18 protein-coding genes and 1 riboswitch are annotated in these 19205 nt (G+C 31.8%); of the genes, 10 read left to right on the top strand and 8 right to left on the bottom strand.

Annotation, left to right across the window (positions count from 1 at the left end; translation table 11 throughout):
* Positions 1–23 precede the first annotated feature (23 nt).
* The 4 genes from FUA22_RS05605 to FUA22_RS05590 are packed head-to-tail and all read right to left on the bottom strand — an operon-like array spanning position 24 to position 2172.
* Positions 24–566 carry a DUF4252 domain-containing protein gene (locus FUA22_RS05605; protein WP_147766920.1) on the bottom strand — a complete coding sequence of 181 codons (543 nt, stop codon included), beginning with the start codon at positions 564–566 and terminating at the stop codon, positions 24–26.
* A 14-nt stretch (positions 567–580) separates the two neighbouring features.
* On the bottom strand, positions 581–1174 hold the full coding sequence (locus FUA22_RS05600; protein ID WP_241664759.1) for a DUF4252 domain-containing protein: 594 nt from the start codon (positions 1172–1174) through the stop codon (positions 581–583).
* Positions 1175–1193: 19 nt separating this feature from the next.
* Entirely contained in the window at positions 1194–1676 is a 483-nt protein-coding gene (locus FUA22_RS05595; RefSeq protein WP_147766919.1) for a hypothetical protein, read from the bottom strand.
* Positions 1663–2172 carry an RNA polymerase sigma factor gene (locus tag FUA22_RS05590; protein WP_147766918.1) on the bottom strand — a complete coding sequence of 170 codons (510 nt, stop codon included), beginning with the start codon at positions 2170–2172 and terminating at the stop codon, positions 1663–1665. The genes FUA22_RS05595 and FUA22_RS05590 overlap by 14 nt, the downstream gene beginning before the upstream one ends.
* Before the next feature lie 147 nt (positions 2173–2319).
* Here FUA22_RS05590 and FUA22_RS05585 point away from each other — a divergent pair, with 147 nt between their 5' ends.
* Together FUA22_RS05585 and FUA22_RS05580 are read left to right on the top strand one after the other, a co-directional pair.
* Positions 2320–3804: a S41 family peptidase gene (locus FUA22_RS05585; RefSeq protein ID WP_147766917.1), complete on the top strand. Its 1485-nt coding sequence runs from the start codon at positions 2320–2322 to the stop codon at positions 3802–3804.
* Positions 3797–4516 (top strand): Dph6-related ATP pyrophosphatase, encoded by a 720-nt coding sequence (locus FUA22_RS05580; RefSeq protein ID WP_147766916.1) that lies wholly within the window; start codon positions 3797–3799, stop codon positions 4514–4516. Before FUA22_RS05585 ends, FUA22_RS05580 begins: the two co-directional genes overlap by 8 nt.
* A 76-nt stretch (positions 4517–4592) precedes the next feature.
* Here FUA22_RS05580 and FUA22_RS05575 read toward each other — a convergent pair whose 3' ends face one another.
* Together FUA22_RS05575 and FUA22_RS05570 are read right to left on the bottom strand one after the other, a co-directional pair.
* On the bottom strand, positions 4593–6464 hold the full coding sequence (locus FUA22_RS05575; protein WP_147766915.1) for a TonB-dependent receptor plug domain-containing protein: 1872 nt from the start codon (positions 6462–6464) through the stop codon (positions 4593–4595).
* A 67-nt stretch (positions 6465–6531) separates the two neighbouring features.
* Positions 6532–6716, bottom strand: a riboswitch (cobalamin riboswitch).
* 126 nt (positions 6717–6842) lie between these two features.
* Positions 6843–7484, bottom strand: coding sequence for a Dph6-related ATP pyrophosphatase (locus tag FUA22_RS05570; protein WP_147766914.1), 642 nt, complete (start codon positions 7482–7484; stop codon positions 6843–6845).
* Between the two features lie 87 nt (positions 7485–7571).
* On the opposite strand from FUA22_RS05570, the gene FUA22_RS05565 reads away from it, so the two are divergent.
* The 8 genes from FUA22_RS05565 (at position 7572) to FUA22_RS05530 (ending at position 15784) form a co-directional block, all read left to right on the top strand.
* Positions 7572–8711 (top strand): ABC transporter substrate-binding protein, encoded by a 1140-nt coding sequence (locus FUA22_RS05565; RefSeq protein ID WP_147766913.1) that lies wholly within the window; start codon positions 7572–7574, stop codon positions 8709–8711.
* On the top strand, positions 8712–9740 hold the full coding sequence (locus tag FUA22_RS05560; RefSeq protein WP_241664758.1) for a FecCD family ABC transporter permease: 1029 nt from the start codon (positions 8712–8714) through the stop codon (positions 9738–9740).
* Positions 9740–10534 (top strand): ABC transporter ATP-binding protein, encoded by a 795-nt coding sequence (locus tag FUA22_RS05555; RefSeq protein ID WP_147766912.1) that lies wholly within the window; start codon positions 9740–9742, stop codon positions 10532–10534. The genes FUA22_RS05560 and FUA22_RS05555 overlap by 1 nt, the downstream gene beginning before the upstream one ends.
* A gap of 196 nt (positions 10535–10730) precedes the next feature.
* A complete protein-coding gene (locus tag FUA22_RS05550) occupies positions 10731–12452 on the top strand; it encodes a tetratricopeptide repeat protein (protein WP_147766911.1) in 1722 nt (573 codons plus the stop codon).
* Between the two features lie 79 nt (positions 12453–12531).
* Positions 12532–13848, top strand: a complete 1317-nt coding sequence (gene rmuC, locus FUA22_RS05545) for a DNA recombination protein RmuC (protein WP_147766910.1) — start codon at positions 12532–12534, stop codon at positions 13846–13848.
* An 81-nt stretch (positions 13849–13929) separates the two neighbouring features.
* Positions 13930–14541 (top strand): transcriptional regulator, encoded by a 612-nt coding sequence (locus FUA22_RS05540; RefSeq protein ID WP_241664757.1) that lies wholly within the window; start codon positions 13930–13932, stop codon positions 14539–14541.
* A complete protein-coding gene (locus FUA22_RS05535; RefSeq protein ID WP_147766909.1) occupies positions 14538–15242 on the top strand; it encodes a DUF3307 domain-containing protein in 705 nt (234 codons plus the stop codon). The genes FUA22_RS05540 and FUA22_RS05535 overlap by 4 nt, the downstream gene beginning before the upstream one ends.
* Before the next feature lie 5 nt (positions 15243–15247).
* The gene (locus tag FUA22_RS05530; protein WP_147766908.1) at positions 15248–15784 is read left to right on the top strand and encodes an acyl-CoA thioesterase; all 537 of its coding nucleotides are present in this window, start codon (positions 15248–15250) and stop codon (positions 15782–15784) included.
* Here FUA22_RS05530 and FUA22_RS05525 read toward each other — a convergent pair.
* Both FUA22_RS05525 and FUA22_RS05520 read right to left on the bottom strand, forming a co-directional pair.
* Positions 15781–18300, bottom strand: a complete 2520-nt coding sequence (locus tag FUA22_RS05525) for a TonB-dependent receptor (RefSeq protein ID WP_147766907.1) — start codon at positions 18298–18300, stop codon at positions 15781–15783. The genes FUA22_RS05530 and FUA22_RS05525 overlap by 4 nt on opposite strands.
* The gene (locus tag FUA22_RS05520) at positions 18284–19192 is read right to left on the bottom strand and encodes a FecR family protein (protein ID WP_147766906.1); all 909 of its coding nucleotides are present in this window, start codon (positions 19190–19192) and stop codon (positions 18284–18286) included. Before FUA22_RS05520 ends, FUA22_RS05525 begins: the two co-directional genes overlap by 17 nt.
* Between the last annotated feature and the right edge of the window lie 13 nt (positions 19193–19205).

The following is a 19205-nucleotide window of genomic DNA, read 5'->3' as shown; positions in this document are numbered from 1 at the left end:
TTAACATTTAATCTATTATGAGTTTATTTAAAGAAATTCATAATATCTTGTATTTGATTTTCATCAACATTGGCGTTCTGCAAACTATGCAATAAAACACCCATTTTTTCTGGGTTCATATCATCACCTAAAATCCGAACAACAGCAAACCCCATTTCCTTGGCACTTCCAAAAACAATTACTTCATCGGCTTCTTCATCTGTTCCAATATACTTAACGGAGATTTTTCTTCCTCTATCACTTACATCCATTAAATCATTGTACTTATCATCACTTAAAATAGTTTTAACCTTAGCCAATTCTGCATTATATGTCTCTAAATCGGTTTCCGACGTTTTATACCCTAAAAAGTTAAGCCTTTTTACAGAATTGTAAGCTTCTTTTTGTTCTTCGGTGAAATTGGATTTATCAATTTCAACCATAGAAATAGGGATATCTTGGGTGATAAAGTTTTTGGTTTCTTGATTATCTACAAAATAACGTTGTAAACTAACACCTTCACCACAGCTTACTAAAAAAGCTATGGTAAAAACGGTGCATAAAATATATATGATTGTTCGTTGCATGATTAATGATGTCTTTATTTCTTATTTAAATGCTCTCCGGCAGGAATATTCATTTTTTCAGTCAATTTAGATATTTCATTTAAATCTATATCACCTGTAAATGATACTACAACAGTTTCAATATTTCTAGTTTCACCATTAATTTCAACACCTTTTCCTTTCATAGCTTTATCAACTCCATTTACAAATATTAAAAGCTCTTTTACATGATCTTCATCTTTTCCTTCTTTAACATAGAATTTCACTTCAGTTCCGTCGTCTTTAACTTCCATTAACTCTTCCAAAGAACTTGAATGAGATTTAACCCATTTTGAAATATCTGCAGAAATAGACTTATTATCCGTAACTATAGTTCTAAAACTAGTAATACTCTTTACCATATCCATAAAAGCTTTTGCTTCTGGGTCACTAGTATCAACACCTACTTTTGCAATCATTTGAAACATTTTAGGTTTAATGTTTACATAAGTTACATCAGGGCTATCACTATATTTTTCAAAAATATTCTTTTGTGCCATTCCTGTTAATGGCACTAACATAATGGCCATTACAAATACTATTAATCTTTTACTCATTCTTCCCTTATTTAATTTTAATATTGATTTCATTTTGTTCGTTTTTTAATTGTTAATTCTTAAAAATAATACTGGTTGTGTTCTCTATTTCATTTAAGTATCCCAATGCAGATGTCCCTTTATCTACTTCATTTAAGTACCCTACAGTTTGGGTTCCTTTATTGAAATGATTTGAAATCATTGCTAGTTGTTTTGATACTTCTTCTAGAGCTTGTTCGGGTTCACAATATGTGCCTAAATCATTGCAATCACTATTAGCAATGATTGGACTAAAGTAAAATCCCATCATAAGAACCGCTACGGCAGCGACAGAAATCCATTTATAATTAAAAATGTTCTTAGTTTTTAATGGAACGTCTTTAGTAAACTGTTCTTGTTGATTTACCAAAAAATAGTCAAACATGGGTTTATACATTTCTAAATGCGGAGCTACAGTGTCGCTGGAAAAATAGTTTTTCAACACTTGCTCTTCTTTTAGAGTGGTTTCACCGTTCTCATACTTTTTTAGTAATTTCTCTATATTATCTAACACCATAATTGTGTGTTTTAGTTAATTTTTCTCTTATTGCTTTTCTTGCTCTTGATAAGGTTACACGTACTGCTGTATTATTCATATCAAGCATTTTTGCAATCTCATCATAATCATATTCTTCTATATCTCTCAATTGAATTATTACTCTTTGCTGTTCTGGCAATTCTTCAATAATTCGTCCTACCCAACTTACACTATCATTTAATTCTATTTGCTTTTGTAAAGGCGTATTTTTTTCTTCGTAATTACTATGAACAATTTTTAAATTTTGAGCTTGTTTAGACTTTAACTTGTCATAACAAAAATTCTTGGTCATTGTCATAGAAAAAGCTTCAACATTTTTATACTCCTCTATTTTAGCTTTGTTATTCCACAATTTCAACAGAACTTCTTGAGTTGCATCTTCAGCCTCTTCGGTAGATACTAGTAAACGTTTAGCTAAACGAAATACTTTATCTTTAAATGGCATTACAATATTTAAAAACTCTGTTTGAGTCATTCTTGATTGGTTTAGCTTAAATTGCTCTTTCTGGTTATTTAATATTACGACGAACTACTTCCTTATTTGTTACAAAAATTTTTTATTACACAATAATGTAAGTAAATTTAGGGTTTTAAAGACTAAACTTTATATAAAAAAAAAGCTATGAAATTTTATAAAGCCTTAATAATAACCCTTGCAGTTTCTTATCTTTTAACTAGTTGTTTTGAGGATAATGATGATAATATTATTCAAGCTAGTGAGATAAATGATTTTGTTTGGAAAGGCATGAATACCTTTTACCTTTATAAAGAGAATGTTTCTAATCTAGCAAACGATCGCTTTACAAGTGACGCTGAATATGCTGATTATTTAAATGATTTTTCATCTCCAGAACAGTTATTTGAAAGTCTAATTTATGAACGTCAAACTTTTGACAGGTTTAGTTGGATAACTGATAATTACTTTGAAAACGAAGCCCTTTTAAACGGAAGAACGCTTACTAACGGCATGCAGTTTACAATTATGAGACGTTCTGATACTGATCCTGTTAGATATGGTATTGTACTTTATGTTTTGCCAGGAAGTAGTGCTGACATACAAGGTTTAAAAAGAGGTGATATTTTTTATGCGGTTAATGGTTCTGATTTATATTATAACTCACCTAGTGATAATAACTATTCCCTTTTTGATTCTGTAACATATAGTATAGACTTAGGCACCTACAATACTAATGGTACTCCGGAATTGGATGACGACTCTGTAACATCCCTAGGGGAAAGTGTATCATTAACGAAAGAGGACTTTACAGAAAATCCAATCCATGTAAATAAAGTACTTGATGTAGGTGGTAAAAAAATTGGGTATTTAATGTATACTGGTTTTAACGGCAGTTCATCTGAGTTAAATAATGTATTTGCAACTTTTAAAAGTGCAGGAGTTACTGAATTAGTTTTAGATTTAAGGTACAATTCAGGAGGGTTTAACTCTAAAGCTATTTTAATGTCCAGTTTAATTACGGGGCAGTTTACTGGAGATGTTCTAATCAAAAAATATTTTAATAATGAACTACAGACCATATTTGAAGATCAAGATCCTGATTTTTTAATAGACAAATTTATTAATAATGAAGATGGCATGTCTTTAAACAGTCTTAACCTCAACAAAGTTTATGCTTTAACAACCGTTTGGAGTGCTTCAGCAAGTGAGCTAGTTATCAATTGTTTAAAGCCATATATTGATGTAATTCAGATTGGAACAAATACAAGTGGCAAATATCAAGGCTCTTTTACTTTATATGATTCACCCGATTTTACTAAAGATGGCGTAAACCCAAATCACACCTACGCAATTCAACCACTAATATTTAAATATGCTAATATTGATGATAAAACTGACTTTTTTGATGGGTTGGAACCGGATATATTCTTAGGTGAAACAAGAACAAATCTTGGAATTCTAGGAGATGAAAATGAACCTCTTTTAGCTGAGGCTATTGGAAATATTACTGGAACTGGGAAATTTATAAATCAAAAAGGCCAGAACACAATTGAGTCAGATAATTTAGAACCTATAAATTCTATTAAAGGTAAACTGATTGATGATAGAAAAATACCTAAACACATTACAAATAGACTCATTTTTGAATAAACACAAAACCTACTTTAATTGGAGCTCTGGTAAGGATTCCGCGTTAGCACTTTATCATTTATTACAAGAAAAAAACTATACTGTTAATGAATTAATTACAACAGTTAATAGTCATTACAATCGTGTATCTATGCATGGTTTAAGAAAAGAGCTTTTAATTGCTCAAACAGATGCTCTTAATATAAAGGCAAGTTTAATTGAGCTACCTGAAATGCCAGATATGGAAACTTATGAGCAAAAAATGAGCGAAACCGTCTCTAGATTAAAATCTGATGGTTTTACACATGCTGCTTTTGGTGATATTTTCCTTGAAGACTTAAGAGAATACAGAGAAAATCAATTAGCTAAACAAGGTTTTAAAGCAGTGTTTCCTATTTGGAAACGAGATACCAAAGAACTGATTAATGAGTTTGTAGATTTAGGATTTAAAACTATTATTGTTTGTGCAAACTCTAAATACTTTGATGAAGATTTTGTAGGAACCGTGATTGACAAATATTTTATTGATAAACTACCCGAAGGCGTTGATCCATGTGGTGAAAATGGTGAGTTTCACACCTTTTGCTTTGATGGCCCCATTTTTAAAAACCCTATCAAATTTAAAATTGGGGAAAAAGTATACAGGGAATATAACAATCCCAATGCCGATGATTCAGTTTGCAAAAGTGATAGTGACAAATATGGCGTTTGGTATTGTGATTTGATTCCATAAAAAATGCCACCAAATAGCAGTATGATGGCATTTAATAATTTTGGCAAAAAGCCAAAGAATTGACCTTATTCTCTCACTATAAAGTCAATTGTAATCCTAAATTCACGTTTCTTCCTTTAGTTGTATAACCTAATATTTCAAAATAATCTTCATTAAACAGGTTAGTTATACTAGCAAAAAGTTTCACTTTGTTTTCAAGCAGTTTCTGGCTGAAGTATAAATCAATCAATGAAAAAGCATCTAAATCAACATTAGAAAATGTTGAAAAATCCATATCTGTTCGTTTTCCCACAAACTGATAATTCAGTGATGCGAAGGTTCTCTCACAAAAGCTATAGCCAAAGCTAGCATTTGCTTTATGCTTTGGTATTCTTAAACGTACACCATCTTTCAACTCTGTAAACGTATAATTAGCACCAAAAGTTAAATCCTTTACTAAATCAATTTGCGTTTCAACTTCAAATCCATGCACGGTGGCATCGGTTGTGGCATTTTCATAACCTGTAGTATATACAATTGTATTTTCTTCTTTTCTGTTGTAATAGATCCCACTAAATCTAAAACCTTTTTTGTTAGTGAATTCAAAACCACCTTCTATGGTTTTGTTTTCTTCTGGTTCTAAATCGGGGTTTGCCCCATAATAACCAAATAATTGTGACAAATTAGGTGCAATAAATGAAGTAGCGTAAGACCCTAATATTTTAAAATAACCGTCATTTACTAATAGTATATATGAAGGGTTCAAATTATAAACGAATTGAGAACCATACTCACTATGATTATTTAAACGTCCTCCAATATTAAGATTAAACCCATAGTCAGACACATAAACCATATTCAAATATGGGTCTGTTGATGAGTAGTTTTGCTCTTCTGTAAACAAACTATTATAGTCTCCATAATTCAACCCTAAAATGGTGTAGAATTTATTATTAAACGTGTATTTATTAAAGGCATCAACAATATAACTTTCAGCTTCATTTGTAGAACCAAAATCCGAAATGGTTTCCCTATCAATTTTAGTATAAGCAGCATTTATTTGAAAACTTCCGTTATTATAACTAAGTTTTGGAGACACGCCTACCCTACTTTGTTTTGAATGGTATTCATCATTAGTATCAGCAAACGTATAATTTGGTGCTGGAAACCCATCAATATCTGTTTTAAACTTATCATGATTAGCAAACGTTGTTAATTCAAAATTATCAGAAAATTGATATGCTAATTTCAAATTCATATTATATCTAGAAAAGGCATCTTTCTCAGGGTTATCTGACTTTGCAGCCGATAGACCATCAGCAAAACTATTACCAAAACCAGCAACATAATTAAACTTATTTATGCTTCCACTTATAGAAGCACTATTTGTAAAATTAGCTCCATTATAATTTAAATCGTCTTGTGTTTGATTTGTGCCCACAACAGTTAAAAAGCTCCCAGAAATAGTTTCTTTTGAGGCTTTTTTGGTAGTAATATTAATTACTGCCGTTGCTGCTGCATTTCCGTAAAGGGTACTAGCTGCACCCTTTATAATTTCGATAGATTCAACCGTGTTTAAATCTAAAAAGCGAAAATCAAAATCGTTCGCAACAATAGAAGGGTCGTTCACTTGAACACCATCAATTAAAACTAAAACTTGACGGTTATTACCACCTCTTATAAAATTTCCTAAGTTTTGCCCTGCAGCACTTCTACTACCGTTTACTTCAATACCACTCTTGGAATTGATTAACTCAGAAACGGTTCTTCCTTGATTGTTTTCAATTTCTTTTTTTGAAATTTTAATAACCGTTTTACCAGAGTTTTCACGTTTTAAGTTAAATCGTGAATCTGAAACAACAACTTCATCAAGTTGTTCCACTTTTGTTGAATCGATTTCTTGTTGTGAGAAACCAACCATTGATATACCTATACAAAGCATACCAAAAACATTTGTTCTTTTGTTCATTTTAATGAATAATTACTCGAGAATCGCATGGATTATCATACGCAAACTTTTATCCCGAAAGTTTAACTTATTTGTTTTGAAAATGGCAGGTCTCCTGACTTGCGTCTTCATGTTGGTCTTCCCAAAGATGTCTCTTCAGTGACAAGAAGTTTAACATGAAGCTTTATAGCTTACAGTTGCGGGAACAGTCCTGGATTTACACCAGATTCCCTTTTAATTAGTTCCATCGTTACCCTTTTATTGGGGCTCATATAACGATTTTGCTAAACCAAATTTCGATGCAAAGGTAGCACCTATTTTTATAATTAAATTATATTTTGGATAAAATTTTAGAGTAAAAACGAGAAAGAATTTGTTTAGGTTTTGAAATTAACCTACCTACTTTAAAAGAGCAAAATTGTAATTTCCATTTTGTTGATTTTCTAATATTTCAACACACAATCTGTACTTAAAAAATGGGGCATTCACCACCAATGTGTGAAACTCACCATTTTCACCACAAGCATCAATTCCCATGTTTTCGAGTTCTTCTACGAGTTCCTTCGTAATGATTTTGCCTAAAAACCTAGGTCCCAATACCTCATTGCAAGATACAATTATAGCCTCTATGCCCACATCAATCATCTCTAAAACCAACTCTCTTCTGTTTCCTTGCCACAATGGCAATACAGCCTTAAGATTGGCCGCTTTTGATACTTTTTCCTCCCATTCCCTATGAAACTCAATATCTATATCTCCAAAAACCGTATGAGTTATGGGGTATTGCCTTGCTATTTCTTTCAGGTGTTTTATATAATTGGTTTCATAATCGCCCCATGAACTGCTAAAAAAATGAATTGGCAATCCTATAGATTTGGATTGAGCTTGTAATATGCCTTTAGGAATTCCATGAGAACGAGACCTTTCTCCTAATTCATTCATCACATTCAAAAGTACCTTAGGTTTATACCCTAATTTCATGGCTTTAAAAAATGCATAAGTACTATCCTTACCACCACTCCAAGAACATAAAAAATTCATCACAGATTTATATTAATCGCTCAAAAGTAAACTTAAGTGTACGGTATTACAAAAAAAATAATGACCTTTGATGCTCAATTTTAACTTATGCGTTTTTTAATCTTGTGCATTATCAATTGCATGCTTTTCTTCTCTTGTAAGAAGGATAAAGGCATTGATAATTCTATTCCTCTAAAAAACACCACTCCTTTTGAAATCAAGTACGCCAAAGGATTCACCATTACAAATTTTGAAAGCTATAAAGAAATTAAAGTGATTTCCCCTTGGCCAGACAGCAAAGAAACATTCCATTATTATTTGGTTAAAAAGGGCAAGAAGATACCATCACAAATTAAAAACAACATCATTATTAAAACACCCATAGAAAAGGTTGTTGCTATGTCTACTACAAATATTCCTGCTTTAGAATATTTATCTGTTGATGATAGGTTAGTTGGATTTCCCAACACTAAATTCATCTCTTCAAAACGAACCAAAGAAAGAATTGACAATGGTTTTATTAAAGATTTGAATAACAATTTAGATATTAACATGGAACTACTTTTGGATTTGCAGCCTGAACTGGTAATTGGGTTCTCTGTTAACGGAAATAATAAAGTTTTAAATCAGATTGAAAAATTTAAAATCCCTGTTGTATTAGATGGTGCTTGGACAGAGCAGCATCCTTTGGGCCGTGCTGAATGGATTAAATTTATTGGAGCTTTTTTTGATAAAGAAAAAGAAGCCGACAGTATTTTTAAAAGCATTGAAATCAACTATACAAAGGCAAAAGAAATGGCTTTAAAATCTGAAGAAAAGCCAATTGTTCTTTCCGGTTCTATGTTTAAAGATGTTTGGAATATCCCTGGAGGTAAGAGCTTTATAGCTAAATATCTCGAAGACGCCAATACTGACTATCTTTGGAAAAACAATAAATCTAACGGAAGTTTGCAACTTAACTTTGAAAATGTTTTAGAAAAAGGACGGAATGCCAAATTATGGATTGGTGCTGGGGCTTTTCAAAATAAAGAACAAATGAAAGCCCAACATAAAGGCTATACCTATTTTGAAGCCTATAAAAACAATAGCATATACTCATACACAAAACAAGACACTTCCAATAGTGGCATACTTTTCTACGAACTAGGTCCCTTAAGACCAGATATTATTTTAAAAGATATTATTAATATTGCACATCCTGAGTTACTACCTAACTATGAATCTTTTTTCTATAAACGCCTAGATTAATTGCAGAAAAAGCAACCATATATCGTTTCATTTTTATTATTAGTCCTTTTACTAATAATGGTTTTTATTGCAAACATAAGTTTAGGTTCCATTTCAATACCCACCAAAGCCATACTTGATAGTTTTATAGGCACCCAAGACAATATTTCTTGGCAACATATTATTATGGATTACAGACTACCAAAAGCTATTACAGCCATTATTGTAGGTTCTGGATTGGGAATATCTGGATTATTAATGCAAACTTTATTCAGAAACCCTCTTGCAGGTCCTTTTGTATTGGGTATTACATCTGGGGCAAGTTTAGGAGTAGCCATAGTAATTATGGGGGCATCTATCTTTGGAGGGGTTTTACTTGGTATTTTAGCCTCTAAATGGAGCATTGTAATTGCGGCCACATTAGGTAGTTTTTTAGTCTTGCTAACCGTTTTAATTGTCTCTTCAAAAGTAAGGGACACCATGGCTATTTTAATAATTGGCCTCATGTTTGCCAGTATATCTGCCGCGGCTGTAAATGTACTCTCCTATTTTAGTTCAGCCGAAGAATTACAGCAATTCTTCTTTTGGGGTTTTGGGAGTTTAGGCAATCTTTCTTGGGATGAAATTTTGGTTTTAGCAGCATTATATATTCTTGGGTTATTGCTTAGTGTTATTTCAATTAAAACTCTTAATTCTTTACTTCTTGGTGAAAATTATGCCAAAAGTTTGGGCATTAACATCAAACAAAGTCGCTTGCTCATAATTATTGCAACCAGTTTATTGGCAGGAAGTATTACAGCATTTGCTGGTCCTATTGCGTTTATAGGACTAGCCATTCCGCATATTACAAGACAGGTTTTTAACACCTCAAACCACAAGGTATTGTTACCTGCTGTATTTTTGTTTGGAGCCATCATCATATTGGTATGTGACAGTATTGCGCAGTTACCAAATAGTGAATATACGCTACCCATCAATGCTATAACATCGCTTATAGGAGCACCAATAGTAATTTGGTTATTAGTTAGAAAACGAAAAATGATGTTTTGATGACAAAGGAAGAAAAACATATCGTTTTAAAAACTGAAAACCTAACCATTGGTTATAGCTCTAAGAAGGAGGAAAATATTATTGCCTCTAATATCAATATTGAATTACATAAGGGTGAATTAATTGGGTTAATTGGAGCTAATGGCATAGGTAAATCTACACTTCTAAGAACACTTACCAGTGTTCAATCAAAATTAAGTGGTAACATCTTTATAAATGAAAAAGATTTAAACACTTATACAAACCTTGATTTGGCGAAATCCTTAAGCTTAGTCCTAACCGAATCTTTGCCATCAAAAAATTTCACAGTTTTTGAATTAGTAGCCCTAGGCAGACAACCTTATACCAATTGGCTTGGGAATTTATCTGAAAGTGATATTCAAATAATTAATAAAGCAATATTTCAAATAAACATTGAAGACCTTAAAAACAAAAAGTGTTTTGAATTAAGTGATGGTCAACTCCAAAAAGTAATGATTGCTCGTGCTTTGGCTCAGGATACAGATTTAATTATTCTAGATGAACCAACAACACATCTAGATATGTATCACAAAGCTTATATTTTAAAGTTACTACAACAGCTTGCAAAAGATACCAAAAAGACAATTTTATTTTCATCACATGAAATAGATTTAGCTATTCAGTTGTGTGATAAATTGGTTGTAATGACTGAAGACAATGTAGTTTCAGACCAACCATGTAATCTAATTTCAAAGGGCACTTTTCAAAATTTATTCCCTAAAGATTTAATTACTTTTGATGAAAACTCTGGAAGTTTTAGAGTGAAAAAGTAGAAAATTTATTTCCCCTTGTAAATTCCAAAACGAAGGATTTATAATCATTCAAAGAGCAAATTTGCATTAATACTACAATGCTATGACTAAATAGTCAAAGGCATTTGCCTATATTAAATATATCTTTACTGTAAAGTTTTACAGCGCTCTTACCTTTTTAAGGCAACAGATAGTATTAAATATAACAACCTTTATTATGAAAACTAAATTAAGTCTTTTACTATTTTCCTTGGTAACTCTTGCAATTGTTATGTTAGTTTTAAATGACAAAGATAAGTTTGAATACCCTAAAAGAATTGGTTCTAAAGCAGTAAGCTGTACACCAACTAAATTCCTTTTAACAGATATTGATACCACAAAACAAATTGCACCCTTGTTTGAAAATATAGGCACTCATAGTTATAAAGTGAGTACAGAAAATGAGATGGCTCAAAAGTTTTTTAATCAGGGTTTGCGCTTAACATATGCTTTTAATCATGCCGAGGCTCATAGAGCTTTTATGGAAGCATCTAGGCTTGACCCAAATTTAGCTATGGCATATTGGGGGCAAGCTTATGTACTTGGACCAAATATTAATGACCCTTTTCCAGATGACGAAAGGAAAGCAAAATGTAACGAAGCCATTAAGAAGGCGAATAATTTTCTAAGTAATGCTACAACAAAAGAACGTCATTTAATTCAGGCGCTATCTCATAGATACTCTAAAGACTCAACAGATGTGGCCATATTAAACTCTGAATATACGGAGGCTATGGAAAAAGTGGTTACTAAATACCCCGAAGATGCGGATATACAAACTCTATATGCAGCTTCAGTTATGAACACAACACCGTGGAATTATTGGAATGAAGATGGGAATCCACAACCAAATATTAAAGAAGCCAAGGCAGCTTTGGAAAAAGCTATTAAAACAAATTCTGAACACCCAGGAGCCCATCATTATTATATTCATATGGTAGAACTACCAAAACCAGATTTGGGTGTTCCCTCAGCCGATAAGCTGGGAACTTTAATGCCTGCAGCTGGTCATTTGGTGCATATGCCATCGCATATTTATATAAGAGTTGGCCGGTATAAAGATGCCGTAATATCAAATCAAAAAGCCATTTTAGCAGATGAAGATTATATCTCGCAATGTTACTCCCAAGGTATGTATCCGTTAGGCTACTACCCGCATAACATTCATTTTTTATGGTCTGCTTCCAGCTTACTCGGTGATAGTAAAACGGCTATAGAAGCGGCTAAAAAAACTGCTGAAAAAGTTCCGGTTGGAGAAATGAAAGAACTTCATTTTCTTCAAAATTTTGCCTCTACTCCATTATTGGCATATACCAGATTTGGTAAATGGAATGACATTTTAACCTATCCAAAACCTAATGATGATATTAAACACTTAAAACTTATTTGGCATTATGCTAGAGGAATTGCCTTTTGCAGAAAAAGCAATTTAAAAGAAGCCAAAGAAGAACTTGATGCCTTAGAAAAATTTGTAAAAGACCCCGATATGGAAACTATAGTAGCCACTGGTTTTGATAACGGAAAAACAATTAGTGAATTAGCTTATGAAATTGTAGCTGGTGAAATTGATATTTTAAAAGGGGATTTAGATTCGGCAATATCACATTTAACTAAAGCAGTAGAGATTGAAGATAGTTTAATTTATAACGAACCTTCCGCGTGGCATATTCCGCCAAGGCAAAATTTGGGTGCCGCCTTAATGCTGGCTAAACAATTTGATGAAGCCGAAAAAATATATAAAGAAGACTTAGAAGACCTTAGGCAAAATGGTTGGTCTTTAATGGGGTTGTATAAAAGTCTTATAGCACAAGATAAAATTCAAGAAGCAAAAGAAATAAAAGCAGAATATGATAAAGCTTGGAACGAAGCAGACACCAAAATTGAAACCTCCATTCTATAGTTTTTTTTATTATATAAAATAAGTTTAGATTAATGATTTCCTCATAAAAAATTTATCTTTGAGTAAACTATTATTTTAAATGAACGACAGTTTAATTCTTATTCTTGCCATATTAATTTCTGCAGGAGTTGGTGCCTATTTAGGCATACTATTTACAAAGCTTAAAAGTAAAGGCGAACAAAGTGCTTTAGAAGAACGTCAAAGTCAACTTAATAAAACAATTTCAGATTTAAAATCTACTATTGAAGGTTTAGAAAGTGAGCGCAATCAATTTCGTGATGAACGCGAAGCTTTAAACTTAGAATTGGTTCAAAAGAATACCGAATATGAGAATCTACATCAATTAAACCTTAAGCGTGATAAAGAGTTAGAAGAGCGTCAGGAGCAATTGCGTAAAGACTTTGAACTTCTAGCCAATAAAATTCTTGAAGAAAAATCGAATAAATTCACTGAGCAGAACAAGGAGAACATCAAAAATATCCTAAATCCACTTCAGGAGAAAATTCAAGGTTTTGAGAAAAAAGTGGAAGCCTCTCAAAAGGAAAGCATTAGTATGCATTCAGCATTAAAAGAACAACTTTTAGGCTTAAAAGACCTCAACCAGCAAATGACGAAAGAAGCAACCAATTTAACTCGAGCGCTTAAAGGCGATAGTAAAATGCAAGGAAATTGGGGCGAGCTAGTTTTAGAACGTGTACTTGAAAAATCTGGTTTAGAAAAAGATCGTGAATATTTTGTACAACAAAATTTTACACGTGATGACAACTCTCGTGTAATGCCTGATGTTGTTTTGCATTTGCCCGATGGTAAAAAAATGATAATTGACTCTAAGGTATCTTTAACAGATTACGAACGTTTAGTAAATGCTGACGATGATGATAAACCACAATTCTTAAAAGCACATGTGAACTCCATTAAAAAACATGTAGAGCAACTATCTGCAAAGAATTATCAAGATTTATATGATATAGAATCACCAGATTTTGTACTCATGTTTATTCCTATTGAACCTGCATTTGCAATAGTGGTTAATGAAGACAACGCTATTTACAATAAAGCTTTTGACAAGAACATTGTTATAGTTACTCCTTCTACTCTACTTGCAACGTTACGCACCATAGACACCATGTGGAATAATGAAAAACAGCAACGTAATGCCTTGGAAATAGCACGACAAGCTGGTGCACTGTATGACAAATTTGAAGGTTTAGTTACAGATTTAACTGGCGTTGGCAAAAAGATAGACGCGGCTAAAACTGATTATTTATCTGCCATGAATAAATTAGTTGAAGGACGCGGAAACCTCATCACAAGTGTTGAAAAGCTTAAAAAAATGGGAGCAAAAGCCAAAAAATCACTTCCTGAAGCTATTATTAAACGCGCTGAAGAAGAATAATTTTATCACACAAAAACGTGATATATTTGTTTATCATATAAAAACGTGATATATTTGTTTATCATATAAAAACGTGATAAAATGATAACAAGTGTAATTACGGGTGACATCATTAAATCTACAGTTCATGAATTTCCAAAAATCTGGCTAGATGGCTTAAAAGAAACATTGTCTTATTTGAGCACAAATAGATTTTCTTGGAGGCTCCATCAAGGAGATAGTTTTCAATTAGAAATTCCAGACAAACACCTTAGTTTTATAAGTGCAGTTTATATAAAAGCATCTATGAAATCCAAAGGACTAGATGTACGATTAGCAATAGGTATTGGTGATAAATCATATGAAGGCGAGAATGTTAGTGAATCTAACGGAGAGGCTTTTGTGTTTTCCGGAGAAACATTAGAAACTCTTATAAAAGAAAAGCAAAATTTACGCATCAAAACTAATGATTTCAAACTTAATGAAGAGCTCAACCTATATTTTAAATTAGCTCTTATAGCTATGGATAGTTGGACAGTTAATACTGCTGAAATAGTTAAACTTAGCATAGAATATCCTAATGCCCTACAAAGCGAACTAGGGAAAATGATTGGAATTAATCAAAACGCAGTAAGTACTAGACAAAAACGAGCACATTTAAATGAAATAATGGAGTTAGATTTGATGTACAGACAAAAAATCAACAAACTATGATCTTATTCTTAAAACTATTCTTGGCACATATTATTGCTGATTTTTTTCTTCAGCCAGCAAAATGGGTAAAAGAAAAAGAAAAGAAAAAACTAAAATCAAGTAAGCTATATATTCATGTACTGCTCCACATTATTGTTACTGCTTTAATTCTTTGGGATACATCCTTATGGGGCATTGTATTAATAGTAGGTACTTCCCACTTAATTATTGATGCATTAAAACTTATCATTCAAAAGAAAAAAACAAAACGACTACTGTTCTTTATTGATCAGCTGTGTCACATAATAGTCATAACCATTTGCTATTATATTTTTTCAGATGAATCCTTCAACCTAAAATTCATCATTACAGAAGACGTTTTATTACTCATAACTTGTTTGCTATTTTTAACAATTCCAGTATCTATAATTATGAAAATCATTTTTTTAAAGTGGAATCTTTCCGAACTCACTAAAAATAATGAGTCATTAGAAGATGCTGGCAAATATATTGGTATTTTAGAACGCGTTTTAGTGTTCATTTTCATTGTATTAGGGCATTGGGAAGCTGTTGGGTTTTTAATTACAGCTAAGTCGGTTTTTAGATTTGGAGACTTAAGAGAATCTAAAGACAGACAACTTACCGAATACATTTTGATAGGAACTCTAATTAGTTTTGGCATTGCCATAATAACCGGAATACTGTATAATTTAATTGCTTAATAGTCATGTTTAAAAGCGCTAAAGAATCTCAAGTAACCATTACAGAATTAATGCTACCAGCCCACTCTAATTTTAGTGGAAAAATTCATGGTGGTTATATATTGAATTTAATGGATCAAATTGCATTTGCTTGTTCGTCTAAACACTCAAGACATTACTGTGTAACAGCTTCAGTAAACCGCGTTGATTTTTTAAACCCTATTGAAGTTGGTGAGTTAGTTACACTTAAAGCATCTGTGAATTATACTGGAAGAACCTCTATGGTTATTGGTGTTCGTATAGAAGCGGAAAACATTCAAACCGGAGAAAAGAAACACTGTAATTCTTCTTATTTTACCATGGTTGCCAAAGACGAAAACGGCAATAATGTTCCTGTACCAGGTTTAATTTTAGATAGCGAACAAAGTGTGCGCCGTTTTTCAAGAAGTATTGCCAGACAAGAACAAGCAAAACATAGAACAACAAAATTCAAATCTACAGAGTTTAAAATGCAAGATTATCTTGAGCTTTTAAAAGAACATAACGCCAAAATAAAACTTTAAAAGTGAACTCTTACTACAGCATTTGGCGTAAACCCTAATGACTGTTGAATTGTTTCATTAAGATTATCAAGGTTGATACTATAAAAATTGTTAAGCTCATTCTTCCTATTTAAAACATTCCAGAGAGATAAGCCAACTTTAACTTTAGATTTTTTATTTAAACTAAAGTTATAAAGTGCAGATATATCTAATCTTAAATAGTCTTTAAGAGTTTCTTCATTAGTTGGCCCAAAATTAATATTACCATTTACTATTTTGTCATCTTGTATTGGGCAAGTAACCGGTTTTCCCGAATGCCAATTTAATCCTCCGGATACTTTTATTCTTTTATTAGAATATGTAGTTCCAAAAGTTAATGCATGGGTTATATCATAATTGCTCGGAAACGCATGAGGTTCTAAGTCCTTAAAGGTATAATCACTGCTTAAATGGGTATAACTTAACCACAAATTAAAATTACTTATTTGCTTTCTTAATAAAACATCTAAACCATGAGCATTGTAACTTCCTTTACTTTTAACAAATTCATACTGATTTTGAAAACCTTGACTTTGTGATGTTATGCCCTCAACCTTTTTTAAATACCCTTTAACACTTAACAACCAGTTATTATGATTATAATTCAAGCCTGCGGAAACTTGTTTACTGGTTAATATTGGAATATCTAAGTTATTAGATAGCTGCCATCTACGTTTTTCAATGCCCAAAAAATCACTTTGAAAATTAATAACTTGAGATGTGTTTTGATTCTTGAATTCTCCTAACATTTCAAAAGTGAAATGGTCTGAAAAACGTTGCATGAAACTAAACCTTGGTTCTAAAAACGATTTTTTAAACTTACTAATGTAATTGTATCTTAATCCAAAATTAACATTAGTAGTTCCATTTTTGGATTTGTAATTAACTTGTGAAAACACGCCGTGGGTTCTCAATACTTCTGACACCAAAAGTCTATAAATAGGATTGTCCATATCATCTAAATTAGACACTTCTGTTTCTACAAAATGATATCCTAATAAAAAATTTAAATCATTGGTTGGGTGATAATTTAATTTAATCTTACTACTGGTTTCCGAAACCACATTTTCCTGTAGAAATCGTTGAGACTCTAATACATTTGAATTTAAAGACCTTAATTTATAATCTGTCTCATAAATTTCGAAAGTGGTATTCAGTTTGTTACTCCAATATTTCTTATAATTTAAACCTCCAGCAATACTATTTTGGGTTAACGTACTTCTTTTAGATTCAGCTTGATTATTAACAACGGCATTTTCATTGAATTGAAGTCTGTTGTTTGCATTAATAAAATTTAATCGTAATTCTTCATTATCATTAATTTTATAAATCCACCGCAATGAAATATCATAAAAATCGAATGCTTCATTTGTATTAGAAATAGCGTTAGCATTACTAGCTACTTCAGTATTTTGGGAAATTCTTTCAAAAAAGGAATTGTAAGTTGGTGTTTCAACAAATTGGTTAATAGATTTCCTTGTGGCCAATTGTAAAGATGATTTGTGACCGATTGGTACATCAGCAAAAGCATTTACGTTGGTTAAATTAGCATCAACAACACCCTTAAAGTTATCATTAACCTTGTTTTCGGTTTCCATCATAATGGTACCTGAAACACCATCGGTATAACTAACATCACTTCCGTTTTTTCTTAAAAAACTCTTTTGTGTAATGTGTGGATTGTACATGGATATAAGTCCAAAGAAATGACCAGATTGATACATTTTAATGCCATCCCAAAGTATAAGGTTTTGATCATGAGTCCCTCCTCTTATGTTAATATTTGAAACCGTTTCGTTAGCACTAATAATACCTGGAAATGCCTGTACGGAATGTAAAACATCATTATCTATCAAACCAGGCAAAATATCAAATTTTGAATAGTCTATCTCATAAGAACCATCGCTTATTTTATTAATTCCAGTGGCTATATAATTTGAAATTACTACTTCTGATAAAGACTGAAATTCATGTACTAAATAGATATCCTCACAAGTATTTAAAACAAATTCATTGTATGGTTTTTCAATGGTTTTATAACCTAAATGTGAGATTCTGACAGGCAATTCAAGATTTGTCAATTCAATTTGAAAATAACCTGCTTTATCGGTGGTAGTTCTATTGTTACCAGATTGAACTATGGTAAATGATAAGGGTTGTAAGCTCTCTCTATCTTTTAAATAACCACAAATTTTTACAACACCTTCCTTCTTAAGTTTAATTATTACAATATTATCTAGTCTAGTATATAGCAAAGTGGTATTACTTTCGAGGTGTTTTAAAACTTCTGGTAAGGTTAAATGGTCTTCTGGCGCTATTAAAAAAACATCCTCAATAATATCTTCAGCATAATTAAACTTAACATTAAACTTATTTTGAAGTGTATGAATAACGGATGCTAATGACTGCTTCTTATTCTTTTCTTGAGCGCTAACATTAAATAAAGCAAGAAGTATAAAACTAAATAAAATGATTATTTGGTTAGTTTTCTTTATCATGAATTGTTACCATGTTTGAAGGACTTAATTCATAAGATAGGTTCATTGGCTGAGTAATTGCTATCAACGCATTTTCAAGATTATCATGCGGAAAACCTCCAGTAAACAACCTGTTAGTATTAATATCTTTATAGACAATTTGTAAATTATATTGTCTTTCAATTTCAGCAAGTACTTCTTTAAAAGGTATGGCATTAAATTCACTCATATTTTCTGTCCACTTGGGTGTCTTATTATTTATTTCACCTTCGGTGAATTCCCCGTTCAGAACCAGAAAAGAATTACCTTCAGATAATGTCTTGTTAACATGGTCAAAATTCACTTTTACAATCCCTTCAAAACATTTAACCTCAAAATAATTCCGCCTTTGTTTCACATTAAACTCAGTACCAACAACCGTAACCAATCCGTGGCTTGTTTTGACGTTAAATGTACTCCCCTTTTCAACTTTAAAAAAGGCTTCCCCATCAAGCAGTAACATTCTATGATCTTGCCATTCTTCTTTAGTATATTTTATTGATGACAATGCATTTAATTCTACAATAGAATTATCTGGTAAAATATAAGCTAACTTTTCCCCTGCTAAGGTTTCAATATTGGTTTGTGCATTGAAAAAAATTGTATAATACAAACCTAATCCTATTATTACTACACTAGCTATTTTTAAGAAAACATTAAACGAAGCATACTTTTTTGTTGGTTTTTGTTGTTCATACAACTCTTTAAAGGATTCAAATTCAGAAGTTTTGAAAAAGTTCGAGGCCTTGAAATGCTTCGCTTTATCAACTATAAACTCATTATACTCGGAATCATTCAACTCACTAAACTGTTTTTTTTCAGCATTTGTGAGTTCATTATTGAGCCACTTATTTATTAAATCGTCTTTATCCATAATCACCTAAGCT

Source organism: Seonamhaeicola maritimus (assembly GCF_008056315.1).
GTDB lineage: Bacteria > Bacteroidota > Bacteroidia > Flavobacteriales > Flavobacteriaceae > Seonamhaeicola > Seonamhaeicola maritimus.
The sequence above is the reverse complement of the archived record's forward strand: the minus strand, read 5'-3'. Positions and strand labels throughout refer to the sequence as shown.